This window comes from Murinocardiopsis flavida (assembly GCF_003014485.1).
Classification (GTDB): domain Bacteria; phylum Actinomycetota; class Actinomycetes; order Streptosporangiales; family Streptosporangiaceae; genus Murinocardiopsis; species Murinocardiopsis flavida.
In genome coordinates this window covers 35,195-47,733 of the sequence record NZ_PYGA01000025.1, presented here as the reverse complement: position 1 = coordinate 47,733, position 12,539 = coordinate 35,195, and the positions used below count along the sequence as shown (strand labels likewise).

Here is a 12,539-nt window from a genome sequence, read left to right as displayed (position 1 = left end):
GTGGACTTCGACCTGACCGACGACCAGCGCGCGATCGCCGACGCCGTCGCCGACCTCGCCGCCCGCTTCGACGCCGACTACTGGGCCGCGCGCGACGCCGCCCACGAGTTCCCGTGGGCGTTCTACACCGCCTTCGCCGAGGCCGGCTGGCTGGGGATCGCCGTGCCAGAGGCCTACGGCGGCGGCGGGCTCGGCATCCAGGAGGCCGCCATCCTGCTGGAGGAGGTCGCCGCCTCCGGCGCCGGGATGAACGGGTGCAGCACCCTGCACCTGACCATCTTCGGCATCAACACGATCGTCAAGCACGGCAGCGAGGAGCTCCGGCGCGAGATCCTGCCCTCCGTGGTCGACGGGAGCCTGCACGTGTGCTTCGCGGTGACCGAGCCCGACGCCGGGACCGACACCACCCGGATCTCGACGTTCGCGCGCCGCGACGGCGACGACTACGTCATCGACGGGCGCAAGGTCTGGATCACCAAGGCCGCCGAGTCCCAGAAGATGGTGCTCATCACCCGCACCACGCCCCGCGACCAGGTCGAGCGGCCCACCGACGGGATGTCGCTGTTCCTGGTCGACATCGACCGCTCCGCCATGGACATCCGGCCGATCCCCAAGATGGGGCGCAACGCGGTCTCCTCCAACGAGGTCTTCATCGACGGGCTGCGGGTCCCGGCCTCGGCCCGCATCGGCAACGAGGGCGACGGGTTCCGCTACCTCCTCGACGGGCTCAACCCCGAACGGATCCTGCTCGCGCACGAGGCCCTCGGGATCGGGCGCGCCGCGCTGGACGCCGCCGTGCGCTACGCCAAGGACCGCGTCGTGTTCGACCGGCCCATCGGCAGCAACCAGGGCGTCGCCTTCCCGCTCGCCGAGTCCCGCGCCCGGCTCGACGCCGCGCGGCTGATGGCCCGCAACGCCGCCTGGCGCTACGACCAGGGGCGCCCGTGCGGCACCGAGGCGAACATGGCCAAGTACCTGTGCGCCGAGGCCGGGTTCGCGGCGGCCGACCGCGCGGTGCAGACGCACGGGGGCATGGGCTACGCCACCGAGTACCACGTGGAGCGCTACTTCCGCGAGTCGCGGATCCTGCGGCTGGCGCCGGTCAGCCAGGAGATGGTCCTCAACTACCTCGCCCAACACACCCTCGGCCTCCCCCGCTCCTACTGACCCCCGGTTCCGAGACCCCTTCCGCACCCCGGCGCCCCGGACGAAAGGGGAGAGCGTCCGCACAGCCCCCGGAAGGAGGGGGCGGCCGCCGTCGCGGTCCCCCGCTGCGCGCCACGCCGCGAAGCGGGCACAGCAGGGGACCGCGAAGCCCCCGGGAGCAGGGGACAGCGCCCCCCGGCAAGAGGGGACCGCAAAGAGGGCGGGACCGCGAACCCCCCGGGAGCCGGGGACCGCAAAGCCCCCGGAAGGAGGGGACAGCGAACCCACCCCCGGGAGCAGGGGACCGCGAAGCGGGCGGGACCGCGAAGCCCCCGGGAGCAGGAGGTATCGGCTGCCGTCGCGGCTGCGAAGCACCCGGCGGCACGAAGCACCACGCTGGAGTGTTCCCACCAGTCGTGCATCTGCGCGGGCGGCGGCCCGGCGCCGGGGCCGAGCTCAGCCGCACGCTCTGCGCACGATGGACTCGGCCTGGGCGAGCACCGGGGCGTCGATCATCCGCCCCTCGTAGCGGAACACGCCCGACGGCTCGTCCCGCGCCGCGGCGAGGACGCCCCGCGCCCATGCGGCGTCGGCGGGTGCGGGGGCGAAGGACGACCTGATGACGGCGGCGTGGTCGGGGTGGATGCACATCTTCGCGGCGAAGCCCGACTCCGCCGCGTCGACCGACGCGGCCGCGAGGCCGTCGAGGTCGCCGATGTCGAGGTGGACGGTGTCGACGGCGGGGCGCCGATGCGCCGCCGCAGCGAGCAGGACGGCCGAGCGGGCGTGCCGGACGACGTCGCGGTAGGCTCCGTCGGCGCCGCGGCTCGACGCGCCGCCGAGGTCCGCCATGAGGTCCTCACCGCCCCAGCTCAGTGCCAGGCAGGACGGGGCCGCGGCGATCTGCGGCGCGGCGAGCACCCCGGCCGCGGTCTCGCACAGCGCGATCACCCCCGCGGGGGCGAGCGCCGCGACGTCCTCCGGCGACTGCGCCTTGGGCAGCATCACCAGCCGCACGCCCGCCGCCGCGACGGCGGCGACGTCGCCGTCCCACCACTCCGTGCCCGGCGCGTTGACGCGCACGACCGTGCGCGCGGGGTCGAGCCGGCCGAGCGCCCCGACCACCTCGGCGCGGGCCCGCTCCTTGTCCTCAGGGGCGACGCTGTCCTCCAGGTCGAGGATGACGGCGTCGGCGCGCCCGGCGGCCTTGTCGTAGCGGTCGGGCCGGTCGCCGGGACAGAACAGCAGCGCGGGGCCCGGCAGCTCCACCGACGGTTCCACCGGCGCGCCCATCAGGCGTCCGCCTGCGGGCGGAGCAGGATCAGAGCGGTGCGCTCGGCGCGCGCCACCAGTTCGCCGTCCTGGTTGTGCGCGCGGTGCTCGAAGCGGACGACCCCGTTGCCGGGGCGCGACCGCGACAGCCGCTTGTCGAGCACGCGGGTCTCGGCGTAGAGGGTGTCCCCGTGGAATACGGGGCTGGGGAACTCGACGGCGCCGAACCCGAGGTTGGCGACCGTCGTGCCCTGGGTGATCTGCGCGACGCTCAACCCCACCAGCGTGGACAGCGTGAACAGGCTGTTCACGAGGGGGCGGCCGAACTCCGTCGCCGCGCTGAAGTGCGCGTCGAGGTGCAGGCTCTGCGGGTTCATGGTGAGTGTGCTGAAGAACGTGTTGTCGGCCTCGGTGACCGTGCGGCCGGGCCGGTGGTCATAGACCGTCTCCGTGCTCAGCTCCTCGAAGTACAGGCCGCGCTGCACCGTCCGCGGCAGGTCGCCGCCTGCTCCGCCGGTCTCCTCGTCCTGTCGGCCTCCGTGCACCGTGCCTCAACTCCCTGCTGTCGGCGCCCGGAGCGACGGCCCCGGTCCGCGGTCGTTTCCCGTTCCGGGAATGTTCTCATATGCGTATGAAGGGACGTATATCCGCATGGCGTCGACGCCGTCAGGAGATGCGGCGCGCGATGTCGTCGGCGGTCGAGCGCACCGCGCGCCCGACGGCGTCGAGCCCGCCGGCCATCCGGTTCGTCGGCCCCGCGCACGCCACGGCGGCGACCGGGCGGTCGCCCAGCAGCACGATCGCCCCCGCCGCGGTCACGTCGGGCAGGGTGTCGCCGCGGTTGTAGGCGACCCCCTCCTCCCTGACCTGGGCGAGCTCGGCGACCACCGCGCCGCGTTCACCCTCGTCCACCGCGCTCACCAGGTAGGAGCCCCGCAGGTTCGGCGGCATGAACGCGAGCAGGCACTTGCCCGCGCTCGTGGGGTAGAGCGGGCGGCGCTGGCGCAGCGGCGCGGAGTAGCGGATCGGCCGGCTCGACTCCACCGAGTCCAGGTACACCGTGGAGTAGCCCACCCGCACGGCGAGGGTGACGGTCTCGTCGAACTGGCGGCGCAGGTGCTCCAGCGCGGGCCGCGCCGCCGAGATCAGCGCGGAGCGGTTGGGCGACAGCAGCATGGTCACAGCGGGGCCCATGCGGTACACCCCTTCGCGCTCCTCCAGGTAGCCGACCGCGGCGAGCCCCTGGACGAGTCCGTACACCGAGGACTTCGGCGCGTCGAGTACGTCGACGACGTCCCGCAGCCGGACACCGCCCTCGGCCCCGGCCACCGTCTCCAGGATCGTCGTGATCCGGGTGACGGTGCGGTGCTCCTTGGCGGAAGGCGAATCGGGATCCATCAACACCTCATGACCGTTCCGCGAGCCTGAATCATCGAATCGGTCCCCATTATGCCCCCGGGCCCCAGGCACCCCGCCGCGCGACATCACCCGTCAACCGCCTGGCACACCCGCCCACCCGCCCAGACCACACCCGGTCCCAACCGCGACGGACGGTCCGGCAGCACGACGGACGGTCCGGCAGCACATCGCCGGTTGGTGTTCGGCAACGGCCCCGCCGGTCGTGTCGCTCGGCTGCGGGGGGCTTCCGGCCTTTCGGGGGCGGCCCGTCCGCGGGGCGGCCTTGTCGCAGTGCCGGATGCGGGCCGCCTGCGGTCGAAAGCAGCAGCAACGGCCGCGGGCGCAGTCGTGTTTCCGTTGTCCGCTTCCCTCGCATTCCCCGCCGATCGCCGCCACTCCGCGTGCGACGGCGGTACCGGATCCGACGAAGCCGTCATGACCGACGCCCGCGCACACGGTGCGCGAGACCGGCCTATTGGGACATGAACGTACTGCTGCGCTGGTCCCGTGCTTTGCGGAACGCTCCGTGAACAAACACTCATCTGGCGTTAATCGGTCTTTCAGTCCCAGGTCCGACTGTGGTCTCCATGAGTCCAGAGCCCCCGACGCCCGCCGATCGGGATTCGCCCGCTGTCCCCCGCCGCACCATTGCGCGCCGCCTCCTCGTTGTCACGGGCACGCTGGCGGCGGCAGGCGGGCTCGCCGCGCTCTACACGCTGCTGCCCGGCGGGCAGTTCGGAGGGCAGTCCGGCGGGCAGTCCGGGCTGACGGACACCGGCCGGGGCACGATCACGGTGTTCGCGGCGGCGCTGGTCGGCTGGACCCTCACCCGGCTGGACGACGTCTTCATCGGACTCACCGCCGCGGCCGCGCTCGTGGCGTGCGGCCTGCTCGCCGAGGAGGCCGTGTTCGGCGTCCTCGGGTCGGAGACGATCTGGCTGCTCGTCGCCGCCTGCGTGATCGCCGCCGGGGTGAGCGCGAGCGGGCTGCCGGCGCGGGCCGCGCTCGCGCTGATCGCGCGGGCCCGCAGCCCGCGCCAGCTCGCCCATATGACCACGCTCGCGGTGCTGCTGACCGCGCTGGCGGTCCCGGCGACTTCGGGCCGCGCGGCCCTCGTGCTCCCTGTCTTCCTGGCCTTGGCGCGGCTGCTCACGGACCGCCCCGTCCTGGTGCGGGCGCTCGCGCTGCTGTTCCCCACCGTTGTTCTGCTGTCGGCGGTCGCCTCTCTCATCGGTGCCGCGGCGCACCTCATCACCAGTGAGGTGCTCGCGGCCATGACCGGGACGGGGATCGGGTTCGGGCAGTGGCTGCTGCTCGGCCTGCCCCTCGCGGTGGTCAGCTCGCACCTGGCGGCCGAGCTGGTGCTGATCACCATGACCGACCGCGCCGAGCGCCGCGACCCGCTGAAGCTGCGGCGGGACCGGTTGGCCGAGCTCGTCGGCGACGGCGCCACCGGACCCCTCACCGGGGCGCAGCTGCGCATGCTCGGCGTCCTCGTCGGAGTCGTGGTGCTGTGGTGCACCGAGCCCCTGCACGGCTTCTCCCCCACGCTCGTCGCGCTCGTCGGCGCCCTCGCCGCGACCGCACCGGGGCTCGGGACGGTGCGCATGTCGGCGGCCCTCGCCTCGGTCCCTTGGGCCCTGCTGCTGTTCATGGTCTGCACGGCCGCGCTCGGCGACGCGCTCGCGCGGTCGGGCGCCGCCGACTGGCTCGCCGGGATCGCCCTCGGCGGGTTCGGGCCGGGCGACGGCACGGTCGTGTTGACCATGGTCGTCACGGTGAGCGCAGCGGCGCACCTGGTGCTCCAGTCGCGTTCGGCACGCTCGGCCGTCCTCATCCCGGTGATCGTCCCCCTCGCGGTCGCGTCCGGACTCGACCCCGCGGCGGTCGCGTTCGCCTCGACGGCCGCGGCCGGGTTCTGCCACACACTCCCGTCCTCTGCCAAGCCGGTGGCGATGTTCGCCGACCTGCCCGACGTGCCCACCTACCGACGTGCCGACCTGATCCGACTGTCCGCCCTGCTGGGGCCGCTGATGGTCGCACTGGTGCTGGTCTTCAGCCATTCCGTCTGGCCCCATCTCGGGCTTCCTCTGCGCTGATCGCGCGCCGCACACCGATTACCGACGAAAGAGGGAACCATGCCTGTTCGCGAGCCGATGAGGATCATGATCGCGCCCAGCGGATTCAAGGAGTCCATCGACGCACCGACCGTCGCCGGCGCGATCGCGGCCGGCGTGCACCGGGTCATGCCGGAGGCGCTGATCGACACCGCGCCCATGGTCGACGGCGGCGAGGGTTCCGCGACCGCGATGGCCCGCAGCACGGGCGGCACGGTGGTCCCCGTTCGGGTCGACGGACCGGTGGGCCGCACGGTGCCGGCGCACTTCGGGATCCTCGGCGGGCCCGGCCCGCGCACCGCGCTCGTGGAGATGGCGGCCGCCGCGGGGCTGCGGCTGGTGCCCCGCGACGCCCGCGACCCCGGTCGCACGTCCACCTACGGGGTGGGGACCCTCATCCGCGCCGCGCTCGACGAGGGGTGCCGACGCATCATCGTGGGCTGCGGCGACTCCGGCACCTGCGACGGCGGAGCGGGGATGCTCCAGGCGCTCGGCGCCGACGTGCTCGATTCCGCGGGCGCGCCCATCGGCAGGGGCGGCTACGAGGTGGCGCGTGCGACCCACCTGGACGTGCGCGGCATGGACCCGCGGCTCCGGGACACCGAGATCGTCCTCGCCTGCAACCCGTGCAACATCCTCACCGGACCGAAGGGCGTCGCCGAGGTGTTCGGCCCGCAGAAGGGCGCCGACGCCGCCCAGGTGCGCCGCCTCGGAGCGGCGATGGACAACTGGGCGGCGCTGCTCGCCGAGCACAGCGGACTCGACCTGCGCACCGCGCCCGGCACCGGCGCCTCCGGTGGGTTGGGTGCCGGTGCCGCCGGGGTGCTCGGCGCCCGCCTCTCCCCGCGCTTCGACGTCCTGCTCGACGGGGTGGACCTCGACGGCCGGCTGGCAGCGGCCGACCTGGTGATCACCGCCGAAGGCGCGATCGACTTCCAGACACCGAACGGCAAGGTGCCGGCGGAGGTGGCACGCCGGGCCAAGCTCAGCGGCAAGCCGGTCATCGCGCTGGCGGGCACGATCGGCCGCGGCGCGTGGCGCACCTATGGCGCCGGGATCGACGCCTACACCGGGATCATCGCCGCCCCGGTGGACCTGGGCGGCGCCATGGAGCAGGCGGTCGCGCTGACCACGGACGCGGCCGAGCGCACCCTGCGCCTGGTGCTGGTCGGCGCCTCGCTGGGCGCCGCGGCAGAGCAGCGTCCCGTCGCCGCTGCCGCCTGCCCCGCATAGAGCGGCCGGGGCCCGGCCCGGGGCGCGGGCCCGGCCCCGGGCCCTCGGGGCGGGTGGTCGCACGGGGTGCCGGGTCCGCGCGTAAGAAGCTGTTGGGATGCCGGTCTGGCCTGTTCCGATCAGGATGCGCTTCGGCGGTCGCTGCTGCGCAGCCGCGACCGCTCTCGGCCGGAATCCGGACCGGTACCCCCAAGAGTCACTGGTGCGGGGGAGCCCATGGTCCTGCCGTGACGCACGGCCATGGGCTCCCCCGCCCTTGTCGCCCGGCGCCCTTCTCGGGAACCCGGGCACCTGGGAACCGCTCGGCTAGGCGATGTCGACGACCTCGTGCAGGCGCAGCCGCCGGTTGAACCCGCCGGCCACCCGCGCGGCGGTGGTGCGGGGCAGCAGGCGCGCAGGCCAGGTCAAGGGCCGGTTCAGGGCCCGGCCCGGGTAGGACACCGGGCGCCGCCGCGCGTAGTCGTCCAGGGTGCGGGCCGCGACGGCGGCCGGTGTGTCGGCGTAGGCGTTGATCGTGGCCGAGGTGCCGTCGAAGAAGCCGGTCGCGATCGCGCCGGGGTGCGCCGCCATGACGTGGACACCGGAGCCGCGCAGCTCCTCGGCCAGCGCCTCGGTGAAAGAGAGCACGAAGGCCTTGGTCGCCGCGTAACTGGCCTGGTAGGGCATGGGCTGGAAGGCCGCGGTGGACGAGACGTTGATGATGCCGCCGGAGCCGCGGGCGACCAGGTCGGTCCCTATCGCGTGAGTCAGCGCGAGCAGGCCGCTCACGTTGAGCCCGATGGAGCTCAGCTGCGGTTGGAGCGGGCGGTCGAGGAATGGGCCCGCGCTGCCCGCGCCCGCGTTGTTGAGCAGCAGGTCGACGGCCAGGCCGCGGTCGTGCAGCTCTCGCACGATCCGCTCCGGGCCGTCCGGGGCGGCGAGGTCGCCGACGAGCACCTCCGCCACCTCGGCCACCTCGCCGTCCGATGCCGCGGTGCCCGATGTCGCGATGTCCGGAGCGGTAGTGCCCGGTCTGCCGTGCCTTCCGTGCCGTTCCCGGATCTGCGCGGCAAGCTCCCGCAGGTCGCCTTCCGAGCGGGCCAGCAGGATCACCCGCGCTCCCCGGCGCGCCAGCTCCAGCGCGTACGCCCGCCCCAGCCCTTTGGACGCGCCCGTGACGAGCGCGGTGACGCCCCGATAGTCGTCTCTCACAAGTCCTCCATTGATTCGAGTCTCGAAGCATTGACGCTAGCACGATCCTTCGAGACTCAAAGTTCCGGTAGGATGGCGGCATGACCGCACCCGACCTCACCGAGGTGGTCGCCGCGATCCACGACATCTGGATGCGGACCAACGACCTCATCGGGCAGGCGCTGGCCGATCACCACCTGACGCCGGCGACGTTCCAGGCGCTGTGGTCCATCGACCCGGCCGAACCGCCGCCCTCGATGAAAGTGCTGGCCGAGCGCCTGTACTGCAACGCCCCGAACCTGACCTTCATCATCAACCAGCTCGTCGAACGGGGTCTGGTCGAGCGCGCCGTGGACCCGGCCGACCGCCGCTCGCGGGTCGTGGTCATGACCGCCGAGGGCCGCCGGGTCCGCGCCGAACTGGTCCGGACTGCGCTGGAGAAGACCCCGCTGGGGGTGCTGCCCAGCAGCGAACTGCGCGAGCTGAAGGTCCTGTTGAACCGGGTGGTCCGACCCGACTGAGCCGAGCGGACGCGGGGCCGGTCCAGCCGACCTCAGGCCAGGTCGGTCCGCGGGTCGATGGTCCAGTGGTTCACCCGTAGGACCCGGTCGGCGAAGGGCAGGTCCTGTTCGCCCGCGAAGTGGAAGCCGAGCGAGCGGCAGATACCGTTCGAGGGGGCGTTGGTCGTGGCCGGGTAGGCATGGATCAGCCCCCACTGATCGGTGTCGCGCGCGGATTCGAGCACGGCGCGGACGGCACGCTTGCCGAGTCCGCGGCCCTGGTACTCGGGCAGCACCATCCAACCGATCTCCGAGATGGTCGGGCCGTCGAGGTCGTGGGACCACAGGCTCACGGAGCCCGCCACCGCCGCGGGCCGCCCGGCGTCGGGGACGATCATCTTGATCCAGGTCTCGCCGGACGCGGTGGTGGCGGCGTCCTTCTCGACCTTCGCCTCGATGCCCTCGCGCGGCGCGGGGCCGCCGAGTTCGGCCATCATGACCGGGTCGCACCGCATCCGGACGTAGGCATCGACGTCGCCGGGTTCGACATCGCGCAAGAGCATCGGTGGTTCCTCCTTGGGACCGGCGGCGGGGCCGGACGCCCCTCCGCCGATCCTCCCGCCCACCACCGACATCCGCGCGCCTCCCCGAGACCCCCCGACCCGGCCGGACCATTGAGGCGACGATTCCGCAGTTCAACGGCCATACGCCGCACTCGATCGCACGTCGCCGGGGTGAGACTCCCGGGATCTCATTCATGTCCGGGACAGAGGGGGCTTTAATTCCTACTATTTAGGTTGGTAAACTTCGATACGAGCGCGCCGACCACCGGGCGCGTCCCCGATCGATGGAGGGCCCCGCCCCATGCACCCGCCCGCTACCGCGGCGCCACCCCGCGCCCCGGCCACGGAGAACGGCAGCGGCGCTCCGCCGCGCCGCCCCGCCGTCGCGCCCCGGCGCCGGAACCGGCTACTGGACCGCTGGGTCAGCCCCATCGCGCTGCTCGTGGGCTGGCAGCTCGGCGCGTCGCTCGGCATCCTCCCCGAGCGCCTGCTGCCCGCGCCGAGCACGGTCGCCGCGACGGCGCTCGGCCTGCTCCAGGACGGCTCACTCGTCGACGCGGTCGGCGTCTCTCTGCAACGGGTCCTGACCGGGTTCGCCATCGGCGCGACAGCAGGAATCGCGCTCGCGGTCGTCGTGGGGCTGAGCCGCTGGGGCGACAACCTTGTCGACCCCCCATTGCAAATGCTGCGGACCGTGCCGATCTTCGGCCTGATCCCGCTGTTCATCCTCTGGTTCGGCATCGGCGAGACGCCCAAGGTCGCGCTGGTGGCCCTCGCGGTCACCATCCCGCTCTACGTCAACACCGCCGCTGGCATCCGAGGGGTCGACCCGAAGTTCCGCGATGTCGCCCATGTCCTGCGCCTCTCCCGGCTCGGCGTCATCCGGCACGTCGTGCTCCCCGGCTCGCTGCCCGGACTGCTGGTGGGCCTGCGGCTGAGCCTCGGTTCGGCCTGGCTCGCGCTCATCGTCGCCGAGCAGATCAACGCCGACGCCGGACTGGGCTTCATGATCAACAGCGCGCGGGAGTTCCTGCGCACCGACATCGTCGTCCTCGGCCTCATCGTCTACAGCCTGCTCGGACTGATCACCGACGCGTTCGTGCGGCTCCTCGAAAGGAGGGCGCTGGTATGGCGGCGCGCTTTCGGCACCCGGTGAACGGCGCCGCGGCGGCCCGCCCGGCCGCCGTGGACGGCACAGCGGATCAATCGGCGGCGCTGGACGGCGGGGCGTCCCGCGCAACCGCCGTGGACGCTACAGCCGACCGCCCGGCCGCACCGGAGGCGGCCGCCTCCGGCGGTGCAGCCGCCGAGGTCCGCGGCCTGTCCCGCGCGTTCGACGGGCGGCCGGTGCTGGCAGACGTCGACCTGCGGATCGAGTCCGGCGAGTTCGTCGCCCTGCTCGGCCGCAGCGGGTCGGGGAAATCCACCCTGCTGCGCGTGCTCGCCGGGCTCGACCGCGAAGCCGAGGGCACCGTGGCGGCCTCCGACTCGGCGATGGTGGCGTTCCAGGAACCGCGGCTGCTGCCGTGGAAACGCGTCTGGGCGAACATCGCCCTCGGGCTCGACGGGACTGCGCCCAAGGAGGCCGCCGTCGCCGCGCTCGGGGAGGTCGGCCTGGCCGACCACGCCGACGCCTGGCCGCTGACACTCTCCGGCGGCGAGGCGCAGCGCGCGTCCCTCGCCCGAGCGCTGGTACGCGAACCGGAACTCCTGCTGCTGGACGAGCCGTTCGGCGCGCTCGACGCGCTGACCCGCATCACAATGCACGACCTGGTGCTGCACCTGTGGCGGCGGCACCTGCCGGGCGTCCTGTTGGTCACCCACGACGTGGACGAGGCGCTGCTGCTCGCCGACCGGGTCCTCGTCCTCGCCGACGGCCGCATCGCGCACGAGGAGCACATCGGACTCCCCCGCCCCCGGCACCGCGACGCCGACGCGCTGCTGCACGCCCGCGACCGCCTCCTCGCCGTCCTCGGCGTCCACCCGACAGGAGACCGATGATGAGACACCTGCTGCCCGCTGCACCCGCCGCGCTCGCCGCCCTGCTGCTCGCCACGTCGTGCGGCGCGGCCGACGGAGCCGTCAACGAGGACGGCTCGGTGGACCTGTCCCAGGTCACCCTGAAGGTCGGCGACCAGATCGCCGGGGCGCAGCCGCTGCTGGAGGCGGCGGGCGAGCTGGACGACGTCCCCTACACGCTGGAGTGGTCGACCTTCACCTCGGGACCGCCGCTGCTGGAGGCTGTGCACGCCAACGCGGTCGACATCGGTCAGGTCGGCAACGCGCCGCCGGTTTTCGCGGCGGCGGCGGGATCCGACATCTCGATCGCCGCGGCGTTCGACGCCTCGCCCGACGGATCCTCCATCGTGGTGCCGCCGAAGTCCGACCTCACCGACCCGGCCGACCTGAACGGGGCGACGGTCGCCGTCGCCAGGGGCAGCTCGGCGCACGCACACCTGCTCGGCGTGCTCAAGCAGGAGAAGCTGGCGTTCGAGGACGTCGACGTGAAGTACCTGCAACCCGCCGACGCGCTCGCGGCGTTCTCCGAGGGGCGGGTGGACGCCTGGGCGGTCTGGGACCCCTACGTCGCCCAGGCCGAGGACAAGGCCGACGCCGAGATCCTGGTGAACGCCGAGGGGTACAGCAACACGTTCTCCTTCCAGGTCGCGAACAACAGCGCGCTGGAGGACCCCGCCAAGGCCGCCGCGCTGGAGGACTACATCGAGCGGATCCACCGCGCCGTGGTGTGGAGCGGTCGGAACCCGGACGAGTACGCCGAGGTGTGGGCGGCGCACAGCAAGCTGCCGGTCGAGGTCACCCGGGTCGCGGCCGAGCGGCGGCACCCGACCCCGCGGCGGGTCGACAAGGAGCTGATCGCCCTGGAACAGCGCCTCGCCGACTCCTTCGCCGAGGCGGGCGAGATCCCGAAGGCGCCGTCCATCGCGGACTTCACCGACGACCGGTTCAATCACCTCGTCCCCAAGTGAGCCCGCGCGCCCCGCCCCCAACGCACCCGCACCCGCACCCGCACCCGCACCCGCACCCGCACCCGCACCCGCACCCGCAGAAAAAGTTACCGCCGCGATTGCGAAGCATCCGGCGGTGCGAGCACCACGCTGGAGTTTTCCCGCCAGACCGTG

12 protein-coding genes are annotated in these 12,539 nt (G+C 73.2%); 7 read left to right on the top strand and 5 right to left on the bottom strand.

Annotated features, from left to right (window positions below; genetic code table 11):
- A complete protein-coding gene (locus tag CLV63_RS27285) occupies positions 1-1,167 on the top strand; it encodes an acyl-CoA dehydrogenase family protein (RefSeq protein ID WP_106586102.1) in 1,167 nt (388 codons plus the stop codon).
- Positions 1,168-1,602: 435 nt separating this feature from the next.
- On the opposite strand, the gene CLV63_RS27280 is transcribed toward CLV63_RS27285, so the two are convergent.
- The 3 genes from CLV63_RS27280 to CLV63_RS27270 form a co-directional block, all read right to left on the bottom strand.
- A complete protein-coding gene (locus CLV63_RS27280) occupies positions 1,603-2,439 on the bottom strand; it encodes an HpcH/HpaI aldolase/citrate lyase family protein (protein WP_106586101.1) in 837 nt (278 codons plus the stop codon).
- Positions 2,439-2,963: a MaoC family dehydratase gene (locus CLV63_RS27275; RefSeq protein ID WP_245929090.1), complete on the bottom strand. Its 525-nt coding sequence runs from the start codon at positions 2,961-2,963 to the stop codon at positions 2,439-2,441. Before CLV63_RS27275 ends, CLV63_RS27280 begins: the two co-directional genes overlap by 1 nt.
- Positions 2,964-3,084: 121 nt before the next feature.
- Complete coding sequence (locus CLV63_RS27270) at positions 3,085-3,816, bottom strand: IclR family transcriptional regulator (protein WP_106586100.1); 732 nt, start codon at positions 3,814-3,816, stop codon at positions 3,085-3,087.
- Between the two features lie 587 nt (positions 3,817-4,403).
- Here CLV63_RS27270 and CLV63_RS27265 point away from each other — a divergent pair.
- Together CLV63_RS27265 and CLV63_RS27260 are read left to right on the top strand one after the other, a co-directional pair.
- Positions 4,404-5,915: an SLC13 family permease gene (locus CLV63_RS27265; RefSeq protein ID WP_106586099.1), complete on the top strand. Its 1,512-nt coding sequence runs from the start codon at positions 4,404-4,406 to the stop codon at positions 5,913-5,915.
- A gap of 39 nt (positions 5,916-5,954) precedes the next feature.
- Positions 5,955-7,166, top strand: a complete 1,212-nt coding sequence (locus CLV63_RS27260) for a glycerate kinase family protein (RefSeq protein WP_211301499.1) — start codon at positions 5,955-5,957, stop codon at positions 7,164-7,166.
- A 306-nt stretch (positions 7,167-7,472) separates the two neighbouring features.
- Here CLV63_RS27260 and CLV63_RS27255 read toward each other — a convergent pair whose 3' ends face one another.
- A complete protein-coding gene (locus CLV63_RS27255) occupies positions 7,473-8,357 on the bottom strand; it encodes an SDR family NAD(P)-dependent oxidoreductase (protein WP_106586097.1) in 885 nt (294 codons plus the stop codon).
- 80 nt (positions 8,358-8,437) lie between these two features.
- On the opposite strand from CLV63_RS27255, the gene CLV63_RS27250 reads away from it, so the two are divergent.
- On the top strand, positions 8,438-8,857 hold the full coding sequence (locus CLV63_RS27250) for a MarR family winged helix-turn-helix transcriptional regulator (RefSeq protein WP_106586096.1): 420 nt from the start codon (positions 8,438-8,440) through the stop codon (positions 8,855-8,857).
- 32 nt (positions 8,858-8,889) lie between these two features.
- On the opposite strand, the gene CLV63_RS27245 is transcribed toward CLV63_RS27250, so the two are convergent.
- A complete protein-coding gene (locus CLV63_RS27245) occupies positions 8,890-9,399 on the bottom strand; it encodes a GNAT family N-acetyltransferase (RefSeq protein WP_106586095.1) in 510 nt (169 codons plus the stop codon).
- Positions 9,400-9,700: 301 nt separating this feature from the next.
- On the opposite strand from CLV63_RS27245, the gene CLV63_RS27240 reads away from it, so the two are divergent.
- From CLV63_RS27240 to CLV63_RS27230, 3 genes are read left to right on the top strand one after another with little or no spacing between them, the layout of a single operon-like run.
- Positions 9,701-10,555, top strand: coding sequence for an ABC transporter permease (locus CLV63_RS27240; RefSeq protein WP_106586094.1), 855 nt, complete (start codon positions 9,701-9,703; stop codon positions 10,553-10,555).
- Positions 10,528-11,400, top strand: a complete 873-nt coding sequence (locus tag CLV63_RS27235) for an ABC transporter ATP-binding protein (RefSeq protein WP_106586093.1) — start codon at positions 10,528-10,530, stop codon at positions 11,398-11,400. Before CLV63_RS27240 ends, CLV63_RS27235 begins: the two co-directional genes overlap by 28 nt.
- Positions 11,397-12,386 (top strand): ABC transporter substrate-binding protein, encoded by a 990-nt coding sequence (locus CLV63_RS27230; protein ID WP_106586092.1) that lies wholly within the window; start codon positions 11,397-11,399, stop codon positions 12,384-12,386. Before CLV63_RS27235 ends, CLV63_RS27230 begins: the two co-directional genes overlap by 4 nt.
- The last annotated feature ends 153 nt before the right edge of the window (positions 12,387-12,539 follow it).

Coding starts and splice junctions, on each gene's coding strand:
- CLV63_RS27280 (WP_106586101.1), bottom strand. CDS start 2,439: ATGGGCGCGCCGGTGGAACCGTCGGTGGAGCTGCCGGGCCCCGCGCTG.
- CLV63_RS27270 (WP_106586100.1), bottom strand. CDS start 3,816: ATGGATCCCGATTCGCCTTCCGCCAAGGAGCACCGCACCGTCACCCGG.
- CLV63_RS27265 (WP_106586099.1), top strand. CDS start 4,404: ATGAGTCCAGAGCCCCCGACGCCCGCCGATCGGGATTCGCCCGCTGTC.
- CLV63_RS27260 (WP_211301499.1), top strand. CDS start 5,955: ATGCCTGTTCGCGAGCCGATGAGGATCATGATCGCGCCCAGCGGATTC.
- CLV63_RS27250 (WP_106586096.1), top strand. CDS start 8,438: ATGACCGCACCCGACCTCACCGAGGTGGTCGCCGCGATCCACGACATC.
- CLV63_RS27245 (WP_106586095.1), bottom strand. CDS start 9,399: ATGCTCTTGCGCGATGTCGAACCCGGCGACGTCGATGCCTACGTCCGG.
- CLV63_RS27240 (WP_106586094.1), top strand. CDS start 9,701: ATGCACCCGCCCGCTACCGCGGCGCCACCCCGCGCCCCGGCCACGGAG.
- CLV63_RS27235 (WP_106586093.1), top strand. CDS start 10,528: ATGGCGGCGCGCTTTCGGCACCCGGTGAACGGCGCCGCGGCGGCCCGC.
- CLV63_RS27230 (WP_106586092.1), top strand. CDS start 11,397: ATGATGAGACACCTGCTGCCCGCTGCACCCGCCGCGCTCGCCGCCCTG.